The following is a 20,969-nucleotide window of genomic DNA, read 5'->3' as shown; positions in this document are numbered from 1 at the left end:
GTTGACGAGTGCATGGACTCGTCAACCGCGCACGGGCGGCGCAGCCGCCTACGCTGTGCTCATGCCCGACGACACTGACCACTTCCGTCTCCATGTGGTGTCGGAGGCGTTGCGGCTGTTCTCCGAGAAGGGTTACGAGGCGACCAGCGTCGACGAGATAGCCGAGGCCGCTGGCATCTCGCGTCGCACCTTCTTCAGGCAGTTCCGCTCCAAGGAAGACGTGGTGTTCGCCGACCACGAGATCCTGCTGGCCCAGGCGCAGGAGCATCTCGCCGCCGCCCATGACGACCCGTGGGACGCGGTCTGCGAGGCCGCGATGATCGTTTTCGAGCGGTTCTCGCAGTGGAACGACATGGCCACCCGGCGCTACGCGGTGGTGCACGAGGTTCCCGCGCTGCGGGACCGGGAGATCGTCACCGGATTCCGGTACGAGCGATTGTTCGTCGACTACCTGCGCCGCGCGCTGCCCGGCGAGCCGGACCTGTCGATGGTGCAGTTCTCCGCCTCGGTGACCGCCACGCACAACTACCTGCTGCGCCGGATGGTGCGCGACGGCGCCCGGACCACCTCCGAGGACCTGCGTGCGGCTCTGGCCGACATCCGGCGCGGCGTCGGCCGACGCGATGCCTCGGCGGATGACGGGGACGGCGAGATGGTGGTGGCGGTGTTCCCGCGCGGCACCGCACCGCGCCGGGTGGCGGAGCTGCTGCGCCGCAGGCTCGAGGAGGGCGAGTAGGGGTGGCACTCGGTGCCGCAGTGTGGCACGTCTAACTCGGTTGCCCGCCGGTTGTGTGCGGTATGATGGCCGTTGAATGGCACTGAGTGCCGTGCCCCGAGACTTCCACGAGGAGCGACCAGATGGCTGGCAACCCCGACTTCGACCTGTTCAAGCTCGCCGACGAGCACGATGAGCTGCGGGCAGCGATCCGCGCGCTGTCGGAGAAGGAGATCGCGCCCTACGCGAAGGATGTCGACGAGAACTCCCGGTTCCCCGAGGAGGCGCTCAAGGCGCTCGTCAACTCCGGCTTCAACGCGATCCACGTCCCCGAGGCCTATGACGGCCAGGGCGCCGATTCCGTGGCCACCTGCATCGTGATCGAGGAGGTGGCCCGCGTCTGCGGCTCGTCCTCGCTGATCCCCGCCGTCAACAAGCTCGGCACCATGGGCCTGATCCTCAACGGCTCGGAGGAGCTCAAGCAGCAGGTCCTTCCGTCGCTCGCCTCGGGCGAGGCGATGGCCTCGTACGCGCTCTCCGAGCGCGAGGCGGGCTCCGACGCCGCCAGCATGCGCACCCGCGCGAAGGCGGACGGTGACGACTGGATCCTCAACGGCTCCAAGTGCTGGATCACCAACGGCGGCAAGTCCACCTGGTACACCGTCATGGCCGTCACCGACCCCGACAAGGGCGCCAACGGCATCTCGTCCTTCATGGTGCACAAGGACGACGAGGGCTTCGTCGTCGGCCCGAAGGAGAAGAAGCTCGGCATCAAGGGCTCGCCCACCGCCGAGCTGTACTTCGAGAACTGCCGCATTCCCGGCGACCGCATCATCGGTGCGCCCGGTACCGGCTTCAAGACCGCTCTGCAGACCCTGGACCACACCCGCCCGACCATCGGTGCCCAGGCCGTCGGCCTGGCGCAGGGTGCGCTCGACGCGGCCCTCGCGTACACCAAGGACCGTAAGCAGTTCGGCAAGTCGATCTCCGACTTCCAGGCCGTGCAGTTCATGCTCGCCGACATGGCGATGAAGGTCGAGGCCGCTCGTCTGATGGTCTACACCTCGGCTGCCCGCGCCGAGCGTGGCGAGAAGAACCTCGGCTTCATCTCGGCCGCCGCCAAGTGCTTCGCCTCGGACGTCGCGATGGAGGTCACCACGGACGCCGTGCAGCTGTTCGGTGGCGCCGGCTACACCACCGACTTCCCGGTCGAGCGGATGATGCGCGACGCCAAGATCACCCAGATCTACGAGGGCACCAACCAGATTCAGCGAGTCGTGATGTCGCGCGCGCTGCTCAAGTGAGCTGACGCGTGAGTGTCCTGTGGCCGGTGAGCGAGCTCACCGGCCACAGGTGTTTACCCTGGGGTCCATGCCCCGATTCCCACTGAGCGAGCGCTGGTACCGCTGGAGCGCCGATCACGTCGTCGGGATCGATCGCGGCATCGCCGCGGTCATCACCCTCCTGTGCACACCGATCACGTTGGCATCCGACGCGGGGATCGCCGCTGTGATCGTCTCGCTGGGGATGACGGTGCCGCTGGCGTGGCGTCGGACGCGGGTCGTGGCGTCGGGTTTCGCCGTCGCGGCATTCGCCGTGCTCCATCTGATCCTGATACCCGATCAGATGCTGCTGTCGGTGATCGCGGTGCCGATCGCGCTGTACGCGCTCGCCGCGTACGCGCCGCGGTGGGCCAGTGGGTGGGGTCTGACCGTGGCGGTGCTCGGCGCGGTTGCCGGCGGCCTGCGTTACTTCCGGGGCGAGTACAACAACTGGCAGAGCACGACCTTCGTCACGGTCTCGCTGATCGTGTTCGTCATCGCGGTGTGGGCGTTCGGCGACCTGCGCAGGGTGCGTAACCAGGAACTCGAGGGACTCACCGAGCGGGCGCGGCTGCTCGAACTCGAACGCGCTCAGGAGGCGGAGATCGCCGCCATCAACGAGCGCACCCGGATCGCGCGGGAGATGCACGACATCGTGGCGCACTCGCTGACCGTCGTGATCGCCCAGGCCGACGGTGGTCGGTACAGCGCGGCCGCCGATCCCGCCGCGGCGGTCACGGCGCTGGAGACCATCTCCCAGACCGGGCGGCAGGCGCTGACGGACATGCGCGCGCTGCTGTCCGTGCTGCGCCAGGACCGGCCGCGTGAGTACTCCTCGACGCCAGGGGTTTCGGATATCGATACGCTGATCGAGGAGGTCCGCAAGGGCGGCCTCGGAGTGCAGCTCACCACCGACGGGGAGCGACGCGTGCTGTCCACGGGCGCCGAGCTGACGGCGTACCGGATCGTGCAGGAATCGCTGACCAACGTGCTCAAGCACGCGGGGCCCGCGGCGAGCGTCGAGGTCACCGAGCGCTGGACCGACCAGGCGCTGGAGTTGACGGTCGTTGACGACGGCAGGGGAGCGTCCGGCGCCCTGGTGGCGCCCTCCGCGGGCGGGCAGGGTGTGCTCGGGATGCGTGAACGGGCCGAGCTGTACGGCGGGAGCTTCGAGGCCGGACCCGCACCCGGCGGCGGCTATCGGGTGCACACCGAGCTGCCATATTCGAGAGGTGAATGACATGTCCGATACCGCAACGGGTCCGATCCGGATCGCGATCGTCGACGATCAGCAGCTCGTCCGCGCCGGTTTCCGGATGGTGATCGATTCCCAGCCTGACATGAGCGTCGAGGTCGAGGCCTCGGACGGCGAGCAGGCGCTGCGCGAGCTCGCCCGGGTTCCGGTCGATGTGGTCCTGATGGACGTGCAGATGCCGAACCTGGACGGCATCGAGGCCACCCGTCGCCTGACCGCGCTCGAGCACTCGCCGAAGGTGGTGGTGCTCACCACCTTCGACAACGACGAGTACGTGGTCGCCGCGATCTCCGCCGGTGCCAGCGGCTTCCTGCTCAAGGACGCGCAGCCGGAGGACCTGCTCGCCGCGCTGCGGACCGTGTACCGAGGGGACGCGGTGATCGCCGCGCGGTCGACCCGTCGGCTGCTCCAGCATGTGGGTCCGATGCTGGCAGGCGCGTCCACGGTCGAGCGTCCGCAACTGCCCGACGACCTGACGCCCCGTGAGGTGGAGGTGCTCGAGGCGATGGCGCACGGATTGTCGAACACCGAGATCGCGGCGAAGTTCTTCGTCTCCGAGGCGACCGTGAAGACGCACGTAGGGCGCGTGCTGGCGAAGACGGGGTCGCGGGACCGCGTGCAGGCAGTGGTGTTCGCGTACCAGACCGGACTCGTGCAGCCGGAGGATCTGCTCGGCGGGTAGTACCGGCGCCAGGTCACATTCCGTGTGCGCGATGCGCGAATCCTGACGAAACATGCACAGAGTGTGGGCTCAGTCCGGGATGCCCACACCAACACCCCGGAATTCATCCACAAGCCGCGGCGTCTGCCCAGGGCGACGCCGATGACCACCAGGGCGCGGGCGTGAGGGTCGTGTCATGAACCCCTTCGGAGTACGCACCCGAGACGAGCTGCTCGAGGCAGGCGTCAGCAGCAGCACCATCCACGATCGGTGCCGCCGCGGTCGGTACACGCGCCTGGCTCCTGGCATCTATTGCATCTGTGATCCGACCCCGCACGCCCTGTGCTCGGCGGCCGTCCTGTGGCAACCGACCGCGGTGCTGAGTCACCGCACGGCCGCCTGGGTCTGGAACATGCTGCCCGCTCCCACCGTCATCGAGGCCACTGTGCCCGCCCATGTCAGCGTGCGACCGCTGAGCTGGCTTCGGCTCTACAGACGAGCAGTGGCGAAGGAGAACGTCACTTCGGCGTGGGCGATGCCGGTCGTGGATCCCGAACGCGCCATGCTGGATTCGGTGACGGTGCTGTCGCGGCGAGAGGCGGACGCCCTGGTCGATACGCACATCCGAACCACTGTGAATGCCAGAAAGCTGCAACAGATGTGTGTCGACGATGCCGGACGGAAGGGGGTCAGGGAGCAGCGCAGGCAACTGTATGCTGCCGCCGGCTGGGCGGCCTCCGAACCGGAGCGAATGTTCGGCCGGGCGCTGGCCGCCCGTCGCTGCAAGCTGGAACCGAACCATCCGGTGGGCAACTACTACTGCGACTTCGTCGACGAGCGTTCCCGCACGATCGTCGAGATCGATGGTCGCGAGTTCCACTCCGAACCCGAGGTGTTCCGGAAGGACCGGCGCCGCCAGAACCGGCTCGTTCTCGATGGCTGGCTGGTGCTGCGGTACGCGGCGTACGACGTCTACCAGCACCTCGACGAGATCGCGAACGAGACGGTGGCGGTCGTCAGGAAGAGACGGCGGACGCGGCCGGACTGAGCACACATTCCGTGCACAATTCGACAGCATTCGCGCGTTCGGGCGATAAAGTGTGAGGGGAATCCGGTCGCCGTCCTACCCAGGTATGACGCGGTCGCCGCGAGGATCCGTCCGCACGCCGACGCGCCGACCGGGGTGTCGTTCGTAGCGTCGAGGACATGAATGCACCCACCATCACACGAACCGCCGCGGTCCGCGCCGTCGGCCTGACCAAGAGCTACGGCGAGGGCGAGGCGGCCGTGCGCGCCCTGGACGGTGTGCACACCGAGTTCATGGGCGCGGCCTTCACCGCGATCATGGGACCGTCGGGGTCGGGCAAGTCGACCCTGATGCACTGCCTGGCCGGGCTCGACACGGCGACGTCCGGGCTGGTGTACCTCGGCGATACCGAGCTGACCGGGCTGAGCGACCGGGAGCTGACCGAATTACGTCGTCACCGAATCGGATTCGTGTTCCAGGCCTTCAATCTCCTGCCGGTGCTCACCGCTGAGGAGAACATGCTGCTGCCCATGCGGCTGGGTGGCGTGGACCCGGATCCGGAGTGGATGGCGGAGATCGTCGGACGACTGGGTCTCACCGAACGGCTCGGACACCTGCCGCACGAGCTGTCCGGCGGCCAGCAGCAGCGCGTCGCGGTCGCCCGGGCCCTGCTGCCCAGGCCCGACGTCATCTTCGCCGACGAGCCGACGGGAAACCTGGATTCGCGTTCGGGCACGGAGGTCCTCGAGTTGCTCCGTTCCAGTGTCCGAGAGTTCGGGCAGACGGTCGTGATGGTCACCCACGACCCGGTGGCGGCGTCCTATTCGGACCGGGTGGTGCTGATCGCCGACGGGCGGATCGCCGGTGAGATCGATCGCCCCACGACCGATTCGGTGATCGAGACGATGCGCGAACTCGGGACCCGGGCATGCTGAGGCTCACGCTCGCACAGGCGCGCGCGCATTTCGGGCGATACCTGGCCGCGATGCTCGCGGTGCTGATCGCGGTGGCCTTTGTGGTCGCGACCCTGGTGCTCAGTTCGACGGCCACCGCGGGTGTCACCAATTCCCTTGCCGGACAGTATCGGAGCACCGACTTCGTGGTCTCCGATCTCGGGGACGGACTGCAGGCGCAGCGGGCTGCGGATGCCGTCCGGTCGGCGCCAGGCGTGCGGGCGGTGACCACCGACGTCTCGACACCGGTGAAGGTGACGGCGGCGGGGTCGGACAAGTCGTTCGGCACGGCCACCTCGTTGGCTGCGGATGCGGGTCTGCGCTGGCAGAAGCTGTCCGACGGCCGCTTTCCGAGCGCGGCAGGCGAGATCGCGGTCGGTTCGAACTCGGACCTCCCCATCGGGACCCGCGTCTCGGTGACGGCGCTGGGCGAGAGCACCGGCCAGGAGGCCGGCGAGGCGACAGTCGTGGGCACGGTGGACCTCGACGGCACCGCGCAGCGGATGGGCGGGATCTCGGTCTTCGGCACCGCTGCGGACATCGAGGCATGGACCGACGGTCAGGCCGCCAGGGAGATGCGGGTGGCAGGCGGTGACCGCGAGGCCGTCGCGGCCGCGCTGCCGCCGGGCGCGGCGGTGATCACCGGCGCCGAGAAGGCCCAGGAGATCTCGGCGAGCTTCCTCGGCAGCAGCGACATGCTGCGCAACGTGCTGCTCGCGTTCGGCGCGCTCGCGGTGGTGGTGTCCGGCCTGGTCATCGCGAACACGTTCGCGGTGCTGCTGGCGGCGCGGACCCAGGAGTTGGCGTTGCTCCGCTGCGTCGGTGCGACGAGCGATCAGATTCGCCGCAGCGTCCGTATCGAGTCGCTGGTGGTGGGTCTGCTGGCCTCGCTCGCCGGTCTTGCGGCGGGCGTTGCCCTTGCCGCGGCCGTGACCGAAGTCGCAGGCGCGTTTGATGTTCCCATCCCGCTGGACAACCTCTCCGTCTCGCCGGGAGCGCTCGCGGTCGGTCTGCTGGTCGGGGTCGTCGTCACCTACCTGGCGGCGGTCGCGCCCGCGCGGGCTGCCACCGCTGTGTCGCCGCTCGCCGCCCTGGCCCCCGCCGAGGCCAAGCCCGAACCCGTCAAGGCGTCGCGGGTGCGACGGTTCGTCGGGGTGATGGGCCTGATCGGTGGCGGCGCGGTGCTGACCGCCGGTGTTCTGGGAAAGCAGGTACTGCTGGCGGCGGGGGGTGCGCTGGTCTGTTTCGTCGCGGTGATCCTGTTGTGCCGGTACATCATTCCGCCCGCAGTTGCGGCGTTCGGAAGGGCGTTGGGACGTGTGTCGGGTCCGTTGGGGGAGCTGGCGGCAGGGAACGCGGGCCGCAATCCCCGCCGCACCACTGCCACGGCAACGGCATTGCTGATCGGCGTCACCGTGACCGCGACGATGATCGTCGGGATCGCGACCGTCAAGGCCAGCGCCCCGAGCGCGCTGGACGAGCAGTTCCCCGTCGATATCTCGGTGGACGGCGCCTCGGGCTCCGCGCTACCGATGACGATGGGCGATCGGATCGGCGACATCGACCGGGTGACCGCGGTCGCGGAGCTCTCGCGCGGCGAGGTGAGCACCGCTTCGGGTAAGGAGTTGACCGTGACCGGGCTGGATCCGGCGGAGGCGGCTGCGGCGTTGCGGGTGCCGATCACGCTGCCGAGGTCCGGCCAGATCGTGGTGCCGCCGGAACTACTGGAGGAGTTGGGCGCGCGCGCAGGCGAGTCGATCGACGTCCGGGGCGCGGGCACTACCAAGAGCCTGACGGCGGTGGAGGGAACGGACGGTCCGCCGCCCCTGATGGTCCGGGAGGACCTGGCCGCGGTGACGGCGAACCCGGCCGCGGATTCGTTGTGGATCCGGATCGCGGACGGCCTGACCGACGACCAGATCGCAACCGCGCAACGTGAGGTGACCGCGCTGGCCACCGACATCGTTCCCGCCGCGGAGATCGGCGGTGCGGTGTCCATGCGGGCGGCACTGAACTCGGTCCTGGACACCATGTTGATGATCGTGGTGGGACTGCTGTCGGTGGCGATCCTGATCGCGGTCATCGGGGTGGGTAACACGATGGCGCTGTCGGTGATCGAACGTCGCCGGGAGAGCGGTCTGTTGCGGTCGATCGGTGTCACCCGAGCGGGACTGCGAACCCTGCTGATCTACGAGGCGGTCCTGGTGTCGGTGGTCGCGTCCGTGCTCGGAGTGGTCCTCGGGCTGGCCTTCGGGCTGGCGGGTACGGCCTCGGTGTTCGGCGTGGACGACCTGGTGCTGCCCTCGCTGCCGTGGCCGGAGCTGGTGGCGACGGTGTTGGTCGGCGGGATCGCCGGGGTGATCGCGGCGCTGCTGCCCGCGAGGAGTGCCGCGAAGGTGACGCCCGTCGAGGCCATGGCGGCCTAATCTGGACGGGTGCCTGCGGGACCGAGTTCGCTGCGACGCGAGGCCCGGGCCGGTCGACTTCGACTGGTCCGGGCCTCGCGGGGCGGCGCGGGGTCGATGGTGGCGACGGTGGCGGCCCTGGCCTATGCGGCAGCGCTGCGTGCCCGCATCGTCTTCGACGAGGAGTTCGACCTGTTCGTCTGTGCCGGGATGCGGTTCGGCTTCGCGCGGGGAGGGACCACGATCGGTGGGGCCTACCTGACCGGACGGAACACCGGTGCCGCGACCCTGCGTCACGAGGCGGTCCACGCCGAGCAGTGGGCCCGGTACGGTCTCGGATTCGTTTTCCGCTATCTCGTCGAGGAGGTTCGGCATCCGATGCACCGCAACCGATTCGAGATAGAGGCCGGACTCCTCGACGGCGGCTACGTCCGGCGCCCCAAGCGTCGGAGCGACTAGGCGGGCCCGGTCCCGATCGGTTCCCCCGGGGTAACCGGGTGTCGCCGAAGTGCCCTCTTCCCCTTCGCTTTCCGCCGGCGCATGCTGATCCCGGTTACGAAAAGGTACTGAGACGGGAGATCGGCATGAAGGTGACGTCGTTTGCGGCGCTCGAGGAAGAATTCGACGCGTTCGTCGGGTCGATCGTCTACGCGACGATGGTCACCGTCGACGGCAAGGGGCGGCCGAGGACCAGGGTGCTCATCCCGGTCTGGGAGGTCGTCGACGGGCGCCCGGTCGGTTGGCTGGCCACCTACCGGACCCCGGTCAAATCCGCGCACCTGCGCGGGAATCCGCACACGAACTTCTCGTACTGGGCCCCCGGCAACAACTCGGTGGCGATCGACACGGTCGCGGAATGGGTCGATGACCCTGACACCAAGCGCCGGGTGTGGGACCTCTATCGCCGGACCAGCCCGCGTGGGGCGGGATACGACCTGGGCAACTTTTGGCAATCGCCCGGCGATCCCGAACTACACGTCCTGCGTCTGGATCCCTGGCGAATCCAGGTGATTCGGGGAAGGGATCTGCGCAGCCGGATCTGGACCACCGACCACGCCGGTGATCGGGTCAGCGTCGGATCGTGATCTTCTCGGTGCCCATCCGCCTGGTCATCGCGTCGTCGGAGGGGCGCGCGACCTGCACCAGCGAGGCGCCGACCGTCAACACCGCGAGCAGGCCGTCGATCAGTTCGGTCGGGGTGCCCCACTCGGAGCTCGAGAGCACGCGATCCGCACGGCCGATGGACTGGGCCGCGGCCGAGTCCGTTGCCGCGGTGAGCACCTCGGCGATCGACAGGCCGTCGAGTGCCGACGACGCTCCGGCGTCGGGCCGGAACTGGTCGCCGTGCACGCGAACCGAGGTGGCGTAGTCGGTGACGCCGACCGGGAGCCCCTCGGCGGGGCGACCGAACGCGTCGAGCGAGAGCACCGCGACCTCGGGCACGTCGTCGACCTCGGCGAGCCGGTCCGCCGCGACCAGCGCGAGCTCCGCATCGTCCGCGGGTACCAGCAGCACCTCGGCGCCTGCCCACCAGCACCCGAGCAGCACGGCGGCGCTCTGCCAGTGCGCGGGGAGCAGCACGCAGATCCGGGCGCCCGGCAGCAGGCCGAACTCGTCGCGAATCAGGTTGGCGGTCTTGGCGGCCCAATTGGCGAGGGTGAGTGCGGACAGTTCGATCCGCTCACCGCTGACGTCGTCGTAGTAGGTGATGCGCGGGCCGGCCGGGTCCTGCTGCAGGATCGGATCGAGAAGGGCCGCGGTCAGGTTGGTCACCGATGTGTTCGGGTCGGGCACTTCCGCCGCCGTTCTCGCTAGTTGACGCACCGCGGGCCCTTGCTTCCGGCGTCGATCGCCGGTCCTGGTGGCGCGGGGGTGGGGCTGGTGCCCATGTCGACGATATCCGAGGTGGGCCCCGAGCCGGAGTCGGAGTCGGAACCGGGACCGGTGTAGTCGGAGGCGATCAGGACCTTCACGGCGCCCGCGGACAGCGAACTGTCAGCCACGATCTTCAGGCCGCCGAGCGCTGCGGCGACGGCTTTTGCCGCGTCGGACTCGGGGTCGGCCGCGAGGACGCGGCTCGTGCTCACCGTGGTGCCGGAGTTGTTCCCGACCTCGCCCTGCACGTAGCCCTGCTCGGTCAGCGCCTCGGACACCCGGGACGCGAGACCACCGATCCCGCTGTCATTGGACACGTCGACGGTGACCTTGGAGGTGTCGATCGTCGGCGGCTCGCTGCTGCCGGTGGCTTCGCTGTCACTCTCGTGCTCGCCCACCAGGCCGGCGACGTAGGTGCGGACGGCCTTCGGGTCCACCTGCACGATCGACTCGCCGTAGTCGGTCATTGCGTTGAGGTCGACGACCGGGATGGTCTGGAACTTGACCTCGCCGCCGGCGAGGCCCTGCAGTTGCCGAGCGAAATCGATGATGTCCCAGTCGTCGTCGAGGACGACCGAACGCTGTACCGCGGAGGTCAGCTGCGAGAGCTTGCCGGGATTGCTCAGTGTCTTGGCATTGAGGACCTCGTGTACCAGCGATGCCATGAAGACCTGCTGGCGGACGATGCGGTCGAGGTCGCCGCGCGGGAGATCGTGCCGCTGCCGGACGAAGGACAGCGCGTTCGAACCGCTGAGGGTCTGTTCGCCCGCCGGGAACTTCGCACCGGACATCCACTCGTCGACCGGGTTGTTCAGGCACACGTCGACGCCGCCAACGGCATCGGTGAGCAGGACGAATCCCAGCAGCCCCACCTCCCCGTAGTGGTCGACTGTGATGCCGGTGAGGTTGGCGACCGACTTGATCAGGGCCTCGCGGCCGGCCTGGGTCGCGGCCTTGTCGGCGTCGTCCTCGGACTCGCCCTCGTCGAGCAACCGTTGCCGCTCGGTGGCCCTGGTGGCCCCGAAGGCCGCGTTGATCTTCGAACGGCCGATGCCGGGCACCTCGACATACGAATCGCGTGGGATCGAGACGGCCGTCGCCGAGCTGCCGTCGGTTGGCACCCGGATGAGCACGATGGTGTCGGTGTTGTCGGCCTCCGCCTCGCCCGCCCTGAGTGAGGCCAGCTCGTCGGCGGAGAGCGGATTGCCGTGCGCGTCGGTGCGACTGTCGGTGCCGACCATGAGGATGTCGACCGCGCCGTCCTTGCCGCCGTCGCCCAGCTCCAGTCGCGCGGTTGCGAGGTTCGACGTGAGGGCATCGACACTGCGCCACGCGAATCCGGTGATGAGGAGGACGAGGACCGACGCGGCCGCGACGGCTATCTGGCCCCGGCCGAAGGCGGAACGCCTCGCTGTCGGAGCTTCCTCGTTGTCCGGCACCTGATGCCCCCTAACTCTGCATGTGGTTCACCCCGACCGGGGTCCAGGCTACTGCTGGGGACGCGTGGTTCCGGTGTCCCAGGACCGGCGTGCCAGACTTTCCTTTGTGAGAAAGATCCTTGTGACAGGGGCAGGTGGCCAGCTCGGCACGCAGTTGCTGCGTCGCGGTGCCGCGGCCGGTCTCGACGTTGTCGGATTCGGGTCCAGAGACCTGGACATCACCGATGGCGGTGCGGTCGACAGGCTCGTCGAGCCCGGCACCGTCGTCATCAACTGCGCCGCGTACACCGCGGTCGATGCGGCCGAATCCGACGAGCAGGCCGCCGGGCGGGTGAATGTGCTCGGGCCGCGGAATCTGGCGTCGGCGACCGCGCGTGTCGGCGCCCGCCTGATCCATGTGTCGACGGACTACGTGTTCGCGGGCGACGCGGACCGCCCGTATGAGACCGACTCGGCGACCGGGCCGCGGACCGCCTACGGTCGGACGAAGCTCGACGGTGAGCGCGCGGTGCTCGCCGAGGACCCGAACGCCCTCGTCGTGCGGACCGCGTGGGTCTACACCGGGGTGGGCGCGGACTTCGTTGCCACGATGCTGCGTCTGGAACGCGACCGCGACACGGTCGACGTGGTCGACGACCAGATCGGGTCGCCGACCTATGCGGGTGACCTGGCCGACGGCTTGTTGCAACTGGCCGGTTCGAGTGCGGTACCGGGCGGGGTGCTGCACGCGACCAACTCCGGCCAGGCGAGCTGGTTCGACCTCGCCAGGGCGGTGTTCGCCGGGGTCGGTGCAGATCGGGAGAGAGTCCGCCCGTGTACCAGTGCCCAGTTCGTGCGGCCCGCGCCGCGGCCGGCCTACTCGGTGCTGTCGGAGGCCTCCTGGGTGGACGCAGGCCTGACCCCGTTGCGGCCGTGGCAGGAGGCGCTGAGGGCGGCCCTGGCGCAGTTGCCGCCGGCCAGCGACTAGGGTTGCCGGCGTGAGTTCGCAGCTGGCCGTGGTGACGGTGACCTATTCGCCGGGCAAGCACCTTCAGAGTTTCCTGGACACCCTCGAGGGAGCCACGACGTTGCAGACCCAGGTCGTCATGGCCGACAACGGGTCGACAGACGGTGCTCCCGAGGCCGCCCTCGAGCAGAATTCGAATGTGCGCCTGCTGCGCACGGGCGGGAACATCGGCTACGGCGGTGCCATCAACCGCGCGGTTGCCGAGCTGGACCCCGATGTGGAGTTCGTGGTGATCGCCAATCCCGACCTTCGCTGGGGTGCCGGCTCCCTCGACGTGCTGATCGAAGCGGCGCAGCGTTGGCCGCGCGCGGGCGCGCTCGGGCCGATGGTGCTGGAACCGGACGGCAGCGTGTACCCGTCGGCGCGCCAGGTCCCCGGGCTCGTCTCGGGCGCGGGCCACGCCCTCCTCGGCACCGTCTGGCCGTCCAATCCGTGGACCCAGCGGTACCGCCAGGAGAACGAGCAGGTGTCCGAGCGCCCGGTGGGGTGGCTCTCCGGGTCCTGCCTGCTGGTGCGTCGCGCCGCATTCGACTCGATCAACGGGTTCGATTCCCGGTACTTCATGTACATGGAGGACGTCGACTTCGGCGATCGACTCGGCCGCGCGGGCTGGCACAACGTGTTCGTGCCCTCGGCTGAGGTGACTCACGCCAAGGGGCATGCGGCAGGACGGCATCCCGAGTTGATGCTGCCTGCACATCACCAGAGCGCCTACCGCTTCCAGGCCGATCGGCATCCGCATTGGTGGCAGGCGCCGCTTCGGTGGGCGCTGCGAGGCGGACTCGCGGTGCGCTCGAAGGTGGCCGTCGCCGCGGCGGTACGGAACAGGGCGAAGAACGAGGGGACTGCAGACGATGGTGAATGACCAAGTGACGAGCGAACCGAACGTGGACGCGGTGGTTCTCGTCGGAGGTAAGGGCACCAGGCTGCGGCCGCTGACGCTCTCCGCTCCGAAGCCCATGTTGCCGACGGCTGGTCTGCCCTTCCTGCAGCACCTGCTGGCCCGCATCGGCGCGGCCGGTATCAAGCACGTCGTGCTCGGCACCTCGTTCAAGGCCGAGGTCTTCGAGGAGTACTTCGGCGACGGGTCGTCGATGGGTCTGGAGATCGAGTACGTCACCGAGACCGAGCCGCTCGGCACCGGTGGCGGTATCCGGAACGTGCTGCCCAAGCTCAGGGCTGACAACGTGATCGTCTTCAACGGCGACGTGCTCGGCGGCACCGACCTGCGGGCCGTGCTGGATACCCACCGCACCACCGAGGCGGACGTGACGATGCACCTGGTCCGGGTGGGGGATCCGCGGGCATTCGGTTGCGTGCCGACCGACGAGGACGGCCGCGTCACGGATTTCCTCGAGAAGACCCAGGATCCGCCGACCGACCAGATCAACGCCGGCTGCTACGTCTTCAGGCGCGAGATCATCGAGAAGATCCCGGCCGGGCGGCCGGTCTCGGTGGAGCGCGAGGTGTTCCCCGGGCTGTTGGCCGAGGGCCGACGCGTCTTCGGGCATGTCGACGCGGCGTACTGGCGCGACATGGGCACGCCGGAGGACTTCGTCCGTGGCTCCGCGGATCTGGTGCGCGGCATCGCGCCCTCCCCCGCACTCGAGGGCCCGCGGGGAGAGTCGCTGGTGCACCCGGGCGCGGGCATTGCGCCCGGCGCGGTGCTGATCGGCGGCACGGTGGTCGGGCGCGGCGCCGAGATCGGTGCGGGCGCACGGCTCGACGGTGCGGTCGTGTTCGACGGCGCGGTCATCGAGGCGGGCGCGACGGTGGAGCGGTCGATCGTCGGATTTGGCGCTCGGATCGGTCCTCGGGCGCTGGTGCGCGATGCGGTGATCGGGGACGGCGCGGACGTCGGTGCCCGTTGCGAACTGCTGCGCGGCGCGCGGGTGTGGCCGGGCGTTGCCCTGCCCGACGGCGGGGTGCGGTTCTCCACCGACATCTGACCCCAGCCGGTGTGACCTGGCCCATGGTGGCAAAATCTATGCGATGAATTCGCCGGAACCTGTCTTCAATCGCTACGTCGCCCTCGGGGATTCGTTCACGGAGGGACTCGGCGATCACGACCCGGCGCGGCCGAACGGGCTGCGAGGCTGGGCGGATCGCGTCGCCGAGCAGCTCGCGGGCAAGAGCGAGGATTTCCGGTACGCCAACCTCGCGGTCCGCGGCAAGCTGCTGGGGCAGATCATCGACGACCAGGTCGATCAGGCGCTCGCCCTGGGGCCGGATCTGGTCACGATCTACGGCGGCGGGAACGACCTGATGCGTCCGTCGGTGGACATCGACGCGATGGTGAACCGCTACGACGAGGCGATCGGCAAGCTCGCCGCTAGTGGGGCGACGGTGGCGATGTGGACGGCTTACGACGCCGGATGGTCCGCCGTGTTCGGCAAGATCCGCGGTCGCATCGCGATCTACAACGAACTGGTCCGCGAGGTCGCGGACCGACACGGTGCGGTGGTGGTCGATTTCTGGCGATTCGACGGCTACGACGACGAGCGGATGTGGGACTGGGATCGCCTGCACATGTCGACTGCCGGGCATCAGCGGATGGCGGTCGAGACCCTCGGCGCGCTGGGCGTAGGCCATGACCTGCAGGCCCCCGATCTCGGTCCCGCGCCGGTCCTGAGCAAGGCCGAGCGGCGACGGGTGAACTACATCTGGACCAAGGACTTCGTCGGGCCGTGGATCGGGCGCCGGCTGGCAGGAAAGTCGTCGGGCGACACGGTGGCGGCGAGACGTCCTGTGCTGGAATCGATCTCTGCGGAGGGCTGACGGCGCCGACGCGCGGTACTGGAGGCGCTGGAGGAGGTTGCGCGGCAGGCCGGCTTCGCAGGTGCGGTGCTGGAGACCGGCCGGCTTCAGGTCGAGGCCATGGCGCTGTATCGGCGGTCCGGTTACGAGCAGGTCGAGAACTTCGGACCGTATGTCGGTATGCCGCTGAGCGTGTGTTTCGCAAAGGCGCTCTGAGGGGTCGGGCTGTTCGCTGTCGGGTTTCTGTCGGTGGCCGCGGGTAGACTCGCACACATGTTCGATTTCGGGGGGTTTCGAGGTGGCGTGGCGGGTGAGGGTGCCTGCGCCGAACCCGTCGTGGACTTCGAGAACGGGACCGACGCACTGGCTGCGCTGCAGGGGTATGCACGGGCGGAGAACATCGCGGCGGCGCACAAAGTGTTGACGGCGGCGGCGTTTGCGCGGCGGCAGTTCGCCCACGAGGTGGATCTGTTCGGGGAGGAGTTCGCCTACCGTGCCGGGCGGTCGGCGGAGATGGAGACCTCGCTGGCGTTGGGGGTGAGTGCGTTCACTGCGGAACGGTATGTGGCGGTGGGCAATGCGTTGGATCTGCGGTTGCCGCTGATTCGTGCGGTGTTCGTGTCGGGTCGGGTGGAATTTCCGCGGGTGTTCGCGATCGTCGACGCGACCGCGGAGATCTCCGACGCGACGCTCAAACGGATGGAAGGTCATTTGGCTGACGCGGCGTTGTATTTGACGCCGAGGAAGTTGGTGGCGGAGGTGATGCGGGAGTTGATTCGCGTCAACCCGGTCGAGGCGGAGGAGCTGCGGAGGCGGCGGGAGCGGCATTCTCGGCGGGTGTCGGTGACCGCGGACCTGCATGGCATGGCGCAGGTGTACGCGACGTTGACCGCGGCGGAGGGTCGGACCCTCGACAGTCTCATCCAGGAGATGGCGGGCACGGTGTGCCGGGAGGATCCGCGGACGGTCGACACTCTGCGGACGGATGCGTTCATGGCGTTGGTGCACGGCGAGAGCTATCTGCACTGCCAGTGCCGGCGGAGGACTGCCGCACGGCGCACTTGCCCCGACCCGAGCGGCCGAAGCCGGAGGTCCACATCCACATCGACCTCGACACGCTGCTGCGACTGGCTGATAACCCCGGTCACCTCGAAGGCCACGGCCCGATCGATCCGGAGTTGGCGCGGTTGCTGGCTGGCGATGCGACGTGGCAGGCGGTGATCACCGATGCCAGGCGTGTCGATGCGGAGCGAAAGGCCGCTGTCGGCAACGAGACCCAGAGCGTCAAGGATTGCGAAGGCGATCCTGTCTGTGATTCCGAGGCCGACTGCGACTCCGACGGCATTGTCGAGGGCGGTGGGGTCGTGGGGGAGGGCTCCGAGCCGCCACGCGGCCAGCAGAGTACCCAGGTTTGGCGCAGCGGCCCGGTAGATGCCGATCCGACGGACTGTGCGAACGGCGATCCGACGCGAGAGTTGAAGGGCGACATTGGTTCAGGGGACAACTCTGCTACCACCTCAACACCAGGCGTCCCGGCCCGCTACCGACTTCGACGCCGACGGGCGGGGCAACTGCCGCCACGACATGACCCACCGACACTGTCGCGACGAGCGGATGCCGGCCCACGAGAACCTCGGGTCACCGACATCCTCGACGCGATCGCCGCGAACCCTGGCCTGCTCGACGGCCAGTTCCCCAAGCACGGCGGCTACGACCACCCGCCCAGCGGCGCCCTGACCTACCGACCCAGCAATGCCGTCCGCGCTGCCGTCTTCGACAAGTACGACACCTGCACTTTCCCCGGTTGCACCGTCAAGGCCCGCGATTGCCAGTTCGACCACATCGTCGAATTCGACCCCGACAATCCCCACGCAGGCGGCTGGACCGTGGAAAGCAACGGTGAACCCGCGTGCACCCGCCACCACCAGGCCAAGACCGACCGTCTCTTCCGCGTCGTCCGGCTCGAGGGCGATGTCATCGTCTGGATCGGTGCGCACGGCACCATCGGCGTCACCGTGCCGCTGCCGGTCGAACAGCGACCCAGCAACCGGACGAAGTCACCTGCAACTAGGCCGACCGTGAAGCCGACACCAGCACCGCCGCCGCCCGAACCGCCCGACCTCGGGATCTACGAGCCGACCTGGTGGGAAACCCACATGCAGCCCACGGACCTACCCCCGACGCTCCCGGAGCTGGCCACCATCACCGACCCCGGCCACCTCGCCCGGTGCGCACAACTGCGCACCCACCACGCCGAACACCTGGCGATCCTGGACGAGCGCCGGCGCCACCAACCCGCGCCCTTCTAGGCCGAGCGCAGCCGGGCCAGCTCCACCAGGTGATCGATGGTCTCCCGCTCGGCGGTCTCCGGCAGCGCATCGACCGGCCACCATCGCAGGTCGGTCGACTCGTCGCTGACGACGATCGGTGCATCGTTCTCCGCCCAGACGAGGAACCGCAGATCGAGATGCCGCGTCGGCAGGCCGAGCGAGCAGGTGATCGGGTGCGTGTGCGCGGAGAGCAAGACCGGGTCGATCCGCAGACCCTCGATGCCGGACTCCTCGGTGGCCTCCCGCAGCGCCGCACCGACGACAGTCTCGTCCGCCACCTCGCAGTGCCCGCCGAGCTGGATCCAGCGTCCGACCCGCGGATGCAGGGTCAGCAGCACCTGCCGCCCGTCCTCGCTCAGGACCAGGGACGACGCGGTGATGTGGCCGGGGGCATGCTCACGCAGGCAGCCCTGCGGCGCCGAATCGAGGAACGCGAGCATGGTGTGCCGCAACGACTCGTCGGCCGCGTTCGGTGTCTGCCAGCCGAGCAGCGCCTCGCGAGCCGAACGGTGCAGGGACTGAGCACTCACATTTCCACCAGCAGGTCTCCGGGCTCGCCCGGCACTCGCGGCACGAGGGGCTCGAGGGGATGCCCGACGGCGATGGCGCCGAGGGCCTGCCAGTCCGCGCGTAAGCCGAGCTCTGCCCGCACGAGGTCTGCCGCGAAGATGGTCGAACCGATCCAGCAGCTGCCGATTCCCTTGGTGGCCAACGACACCAGCAGCCCCTGCACGGCGGCGCCGGCGGCGACGGTGAACATCGTCTCCTCGGCCCTCGTCCTGGCCTCGTCCGGATAGCGGTGCGCGCCCTCGGGCACGCAGAAGGGGATCACCAGCTCCGGCGCCTCGAACAGGATGTTGCCGCGGTCGAGCCGCGCGTTGATCTTCTCCAGGCTCAGCCCGTCCGCGGTGAGATCTGAACGCCACTGCTCCCGCATCGCGTTCAGCAATCGTCTGCGCGTCGCGGCCGTGCGGATCCACACGAAGCGCACCGGGCGGGTGTGGTGCGGCGCCGGCGCCGTCAGGGCCTCCGCGATCGCATCCCGAAGGGACTGCGGATCAATCGATTCGGACGAGAACTCGCGCACCGATCGACGCAGCAGCAGGGCATCGTGGCGGCCCCGCTCCAGTGCCTCGTTGGAGCCGAGCCAGAACAGGTCTTCCTCGCCCGGCCGCACCAGATTCCGCGCCACCGAACCGTCGTCCTCGAACTCGAACCCACGGATAACGGCGATCGGCACGCTACCGACCTTGCCCTTCACCAGATCGCCCGCCGCGGCGAGTTCGTCCGCGACCGCGACTTCCGTCACGTAGAGCTCGTTGCCCTGGGCATCGACCGATCCCGCATAGCCGTGCAGCACGGGCAGTCCGGACGCGCCGATCGCGGCGTCCGTCTGGCCGACCCGCCACGCCCGTCCCATGGTGTCGGTGATGACCACGGCAACGTTCACGCCCAACAGTTCGGCCAACCGTTCACGCAACTGCCGGGCGCTCGCATCGGGGTCCTCCGGCAGCAGCGCCAGCTCCGCCGGGTCCACGTTCGATCCGTCGATGCCGGACGCCGCCTGGATGATGCCCAGCCTGTTCTCGGTGATCAGGGTGCGGCCCCTGCGGGCGACGACGCGGACCGCTTCCTGGTCCACCAGGCGTCGGCGAACGGCATCGCGCTCGTCGGGATCGGTGGGGGAGGCCACGATTCGGCCCTCGACCTTGGAGACGATCTTGCTCGTCACGACCAGCACGTCGCCGTCCACCAGCCACGGCGCCTGAGTCGCGATCGCCGCGGCCAGGTCATCACCCGGCCGGAACTCGGGAAGTCCTGGCACGGGGAGGATCTCGATGGAGCCGCCGGCTCCGTGATCACCGTTCACACCGTGACCCCGGCCAGGCGCAGCGCCGCCCGCGCCATCTCCGCCGTCGTCTCCGGGTCGGTCATCAGCAGTGGGACCGCCTCGACCTGTACTCCGGGAACCTGCGCGGTATCGGTTTCGTGGACGAGCCAGCCGTCCAGGATCCCGGTGTCCGAGCGTGCGCCGTAGTAGCGTCCGATCGCCTCGGCGGTGGTCTCAACGCCGATCACCTCCAGGCATTCGTCGGCCATGCCGCGCAATGGCTTTCCGTCGATGACGGGGGACAGGCCGACGACCTTTGCCTTGCCGGTTCGCAGCGCGCCCCGGATTCCGGGCACCGCGAGAACGGCGCCGACGCTGACCACAGGGTTGGAGGGTGCCAGGAGCACCGCGTCCGCGTTCTCGATCGCGTCGATGACTCCGGGTGCAGGCGTTGCCTTGTCCGCACCGACGTGCACGAAGCTGTGCGTCGGAACCTGGGCGCGGTGGCGGACCCACCATTCCTGGAAGTGGATCGCCCGCTGCTCGTCGTCGGCCGGATCGGTGATGACCACATGGGTTTCGCTGCGGTCATCGGTCACCGGGAGCAGTCGAACCCCGGGTTGCCAGCGATTGCACAGCGCCTCGGTGACCGCCGACAGTGGATAGCCGGTGCGCAGCATCTGGGTTCGGATGAGGTGTGTGGCGATGTCGCGGTCTCCGAGGCCGAACCAATCCGGCTTCGCTCCGTACGCCGCGAGTTCCTCTTTCGCGTTCCAGGTTTCGCCGACGTGACCCCAACCCCGCTCGGGGTCGATGCCGCCGCCGAGTGTGTACATGCAGGTGTCCAGGTCGGGGCAGATGCGCAGCCCGTGCATCCAGACGTCGTCGCCGACGTTCACGACCGCGGTGATCTCGTGTGCGCCCGCGGCATCCGATTTTCCGAGCAGGCTCCGCACACCTTGCAGGAAACGGGCTCCACCGACGCCGCCGACCAATACTGTGACTCTCACAGCTCAAGAGCCTAGGCCTCGTGCGCCGGTGCAGCGGACTTGCACCGGTCGATCGGTGACAGCCGGTGCGACACGCTGGTGACGCGCACGAATGCGTCGTCGAGGCGATTCCGCCGCGTGTGGTGGTAAGGGGAATTCGCCAACAGCTTGACCCCAGCGCTCGGTGCCGTGTCTAATCACAGGTATGTCATTCCACCTTCGCCACCCGAGATCAGTTGTGGCGAACCTTGATTCGAACGTTCGTTCGGAGTGGATGACATTGTCGGGGAACGAAAGTGACCGGAATTTTCTGCGCAATCCAAGGTGAGGAGGCGGAACGATGCCCAACCAGTACGAGGGATCACGACTTCTGAGCGCGCTTGATTACGAACCGCAGACCGATT

At 68.7% G+C, this 20,969-nt stretch carries 20 protein-coding genes; 15 read left to right on the top strand and 5 right to left on the bottom strand.

Translation table 11 applies throughout. The features are described from left to right. Nucleotides 1-61: 61 nt before the first annotated feature. From ACWFRB_RS12840 to ACWFRB_RS12800, 9 genes are all read left to right on the top strand, one after another. Nucleotides 62-736: a TetR family transcriptional regulator gene (locus tag ACWFRB_RS12840; RefSeq protein ID WP_452641426.1), complete on the top strand. Its 675-nt coding sequence runs from the start codon at nucleotides 62-64 to the stop codon at nucleotides 734-736. Nucleotides 737-858: 122 nt separating this feature from the next. Beyond that, entirely contained in the window at nucleotides 859-2,019 is a 1,161-nt protein-coding gene (locus tag ACWFRB_RS12835; protein WP_077041003.1) for an acyl-CoA dehydrogenase, read from the top strand. Between the two features lie 67 nt (nucleotides 2,020-2,086). Next, the gene (locus tag ACWFRB_RS12830; RefSeq protein ID WP_452641424.1) at nucleotides 2,087-3,277 is read left to right on the top strand and encodes a sensor histidine kinase; all 1,191 of its coding nucleotides are present in this window, start codon (nucleotides 2,087-2,089) and stop codon (nucleotides 3,275-3,277) included. Between the two features lies 1 nt (nucleotide 3,278). Then, on the top strand, nucleotides 3,279-3,974 hold the full coding sequence (locus tag ACWFRB_RS12825) for a response regulator (RefSeq protein WP_452641423.1): 696 nt from the start codon (nucleotides 3,279-3,281) through the stop codon (nucleotides 3,972-3,974). Between the two features lie 175 nt (nucleotides 3,975-4,149). Beyond that, nucleotides 4,150-5,001, top strand: a complete 852-nt coding sequence (locus ACWFRB_RS12820; RefSeq protein ID WP_452641421.1) for a DUF559 domain-containing protein — start codon at nucleotides 4,150-4,152, stop codon at nucleotides 4,999-5,001. 158 nt (nucleotides 5,002-5,159) lie between these two features. Continuing rightward, on the top strand, nucleotides 5,160-5,915 hold the full coding sequence (locus ACWFRB_RS12815; RefSeq protein ID WP_452641420.1) for an ABC transporter ATP-binding protein: 756 nt from the start codon (nucleotides 5,160-5,162) through the stop codon (nucleotides 5,913-5,915). Next, nucleotides 5,909-8,359, top strand: coding sequence for an FtsX-like permease family protein (locus ACWFRB_RS12810; RefSeq protein WP_452641419.1), 2,451 nt, complete (start codon nucleotides 5,909-5,911; stop codon nucleotides 8,357-8,359). Before ACWFRB_RS12815 ends, ACWFRB_RS12810 begins: the two co-directional genes overlap by 7 nt. Nucleotides 8,360-8,455: 96 nt before the next feature. After that, a complete protein-coding gene (locus ACWFRB_RS12805) occupies nucleotides 8,456-8,797 on the top strand; it encodes a hypothetical protein (protein WP_452641433.1) in 342 nt (113 codons plus the stop codon). Nucleotides 8,798-8,922: 125 nt separating this feature from the next. Continuing rightward, on the top strand, nucleotides 8,923-9,423 hold the full coding sequence (locus ACWFRB_RS12800) for a pyridoxamine 5'-phosphate oxidase family protein (RefSeq protein WP_452641417.1): 501 nt from the start codon (nucleotides 8,923-8,925) through the stop codon (nucleotides 9,421-9,423). Here the strand turns inward: ACWFRB_RS12800 and ACWFRB_RS12795 are convergent. Both ACWFRB_RS12795 and ACWFRB_RS12790 read right to left on the bottom strand, forming a co-directional pair. Further along, nucleotides 9,407-10,111 carry a TIGR03089 family protein gene (locus ACWFRB_RS12795; RefSeq protein WP_452641432.1) on the bottom strand — a complete coding sequence of 235 codons (705 nt, stop codon included), beginning with the start codon at nucleotides 10,109-10,111 and terminating at the stop codon, nucleotides 9,407-9,409. The genes ACWFRB_RS12800 and ACWFRB_RS12795 overlap by 17 nt on opposite strands. Nucleotides 10,112-10,149: 38 nt before the next feature. After that, on the bottom strand, nucleotides 10,150-11,652 hold the full coding sequence (locus ACWFRB_RS12790; protein WP_452641416.1) for an LCP family protein: 1,503 nt from the start codon (nucleotides 11,650-11,652) through the stop codon (nucleotides 10,150-10,152). A gap of 106 nt (nucleotides 11,653-11,758) precedes the next feature. On the opposite strand from ACWFRB_RS12790, the gene rfbD reads away from it, so the two are divergent. The 6 genes from rfbD (at nucleotide 11,759) to ACWFRB_RS12760 (ending at nucleotide 16,636) form a co-directional block, all read left to right on the top strand. Beyond that, nucleotides 11,759-12,619, top strand: a complete 861-nt coding sequence (gene rfbD / locus ACWFRB_RS12785; protein WP_452641415.1) for a dTDP-4-dehydrorhamnose reductase — start codon at nucleotides 11,759-11,761, stop codon at nucleotides 12,617-12,619. Nucleotides 12,620-12,629: 10 nt separating this feature from the next. Beyond that, a complete protein-coding gene (locus ACWFRB_RS12780) occupies nucleotides 12,630-13,523 on the top strand; it encodes a glycosyltransferase family 2 protein (protein WP_452641413.1) in 894 nt (297 codons plus the stop codon). 4 nt (nucleotides 13,524-13,527) lie between these two features. Next, complete coding sequence (locus ACWFRB_RS12775) at nucleotides 13,528-14,607, top strand: sugar phosphate nucleotidyltransferase (protein ID WP_452641412.1); 1,080 nt, start codon at nucleotides 13,528-13,530, stop codon at nucleotides 14,605-14,607. Between the two features lie 43 nt (nucleotides 14,608-14,650). Beyond that, nucleotides 14,651-15,436, top strand: a complete 786-nt coding sequence (locus ACWFRB_RS12770) for an SGNH/GDSL hydrolase family protein (RefSeq protein WP_452641411.1) — start codon at nucleotides 14,651-14,653, stop codon at nucleotides 15,434-15,436. Between the two features lie 66 nt (nucleotides 15,437-15,502). Continuing rightward, on the top strand, nucleotides 15,503-15,631 hold the full coding sequence (locus ACWFRB_RS12765; protein WP_452641410.1) for a hypothetical protein: 129 nt from the start codon (nucleotides 15,503-15,505) through the stop codon (nucleotides 15,629-15,631). A gap of 57 nt (nucleotides 15,632-15,688) precedes the next feature. Continuing rightward, the gene (locus ACWFRB_RS12760) at nucleotides 15,689-16,636 is read left to right on the top strand and encodes a DUF222 domain-containing protein (protein ID WP_452641408.1); all 948 of its coding nucleotides are present in this window, start codon (nucleotides 15,689-15,691) and stop codon (nucleotides 16,634-16,636) included. A 1,084-nt stretch (nucleotides 16,637-17,720) separates the two neighbouring features. Here the strand turns inward: ACWFRB_RS12760 and ACWFRB_RS12755 are convergent. The 3 genes from ACWFRB_RS12755 to cofD are packed head-to-tail and all read right to left on the bottom strand — an operon-like array spanning nucleotide 17,721 to nucleotide 20,586. Continuing rightward, nucleotides 17,721-18,275 (bottom strand): NUDIX hydrolase, encoded by a 555-nt coding sequence (locus ACWFRB_RS12755; RefSeq protein ID WP_452641407.1) that lies wholly within the window; start codon nucleotides 18,273-18,275, stop codon nucleotides 17,721-17,723. After that, nucleotides 18,272-19,615, bottom strand: a complete 1,344-nt coding sequence (locus tag ACWFRB_RS12750; protein WP_452641406.1) for a coenzyme F420-0:L-glutamate ligase — start codon at nucleotides 19,613-19,615, stop codon at nucleotides 18,272-18,274. Before ACWFRB_RS12750 ends, ACWFRB_RS12755 begins: the two co-directional genes overlap by 4 nt. Next, nucleotides 19,612-20,586, bottom strand: coding sequence for a 2-phospho-L-lactate transferase (gene cofD, locus ACWFRB_RS12745; RefSeq protein ID WP_452641405.1), 975 nt, complete (start codon nucleotides 20,584-20,586; stop codon nucleotides 19,612-19,614). The genes ACWFRB_RS12750 and cofD overlap by 4 nt, the downstream gene beginning before the upstream one ends. Nucleotides 20,587-20,969 lie beyond the last annotated feature (383 nt).

This window comes from Rhodococcus sp. NPDC055112 (assembly GCF_053607505.1).
This window is presented reverse-complemented; position numbering and strand designations above follow the sequence as displayed.

Excerpts from the sequence above, each read along its gene's own strand:
- ACWFRB_RS12825 (WP_452641423.1), top strand. The coding sequence starts at position 3,279 with ATGTCCGATACCGCAACGGGTCCGATCCGGATCGCGATCGTCGACGAT.
- ACWFRB_RS12815 (WP_452641420.1), top strand. The coding sequence starts at position 5,160 with ATGAATGCACCCACCATCACACGAACCGCCGCGGTCCGCGCCGTCGGC.
- ACWFRB_RS12840 (WP_452641426.1), top strand. The coding sequence starts at position 62 with ATGCCCGACGACACTGACCACTTCCGTCTCCATGTGGTGTCGGAGGCG.
- ACWFRB_RS12770 (WP_452641411.1), top strand. The coding sequence starts at position 14,651 with ATGAATTCGCCGGAACCTGTCTTCAATCGCTACGTCGCCCTCGGGGAT.
- ACWFRB_RS12805 (WP_452641433.1), top strand. The coding sequence starts at position 8,456 with ATGGTGGCGACGGTGGCGGCCCTGGCCTATGCGGCAGCGCTGCGTGCC.
- ACWFRB_RS12835 (WP_077041003.1), top strand. The coding sequence starts at position 859 with ATGGCTGGCAACCCCGACTTCGACCTGTTCAAGCTCGCCGACGAGCAC.
- ACWFRB_RS12800 (WP_452641417.1), top strand. The coding sequence starts at position 8,923 with ATGAAGGTGACGTCGTTTGCGGCGCTCGAGGAAGAATTCGACGCGTTC.
- ACWFRB_RS12820 (WP_452641421.1), top strand. The coding sequence starts at position 4,150 with ATGAACCCCTTCGGAGTACGCACCCGAGACGAGCTGCTCGAGGCAGGC.
- ACWFRB_RS12810 (WP_452641419.1), top strand. The coding sequence starts at position 5,909 with ATGCTGAGGCTCACGCTCGCACAGGCGCGCGCGCATTTCGGGCGATAC.
- ACWFRB_RS12760 (WP_452641408.1), top strand. The coding sequence starts at position 15,689 with ATGTTCGATTTCGGGGGGTTTCGAGGTGGCGTGGCGGGTGAGGGTGCC.
- ACWFRB_RS12830 (WP_452641424.1), top strand. The coding sequence starts at position 2,087 with ATGCCCCGATTCCCACTGAGCGAGCGCTGGTACCGCTGGAGCGCCGAT.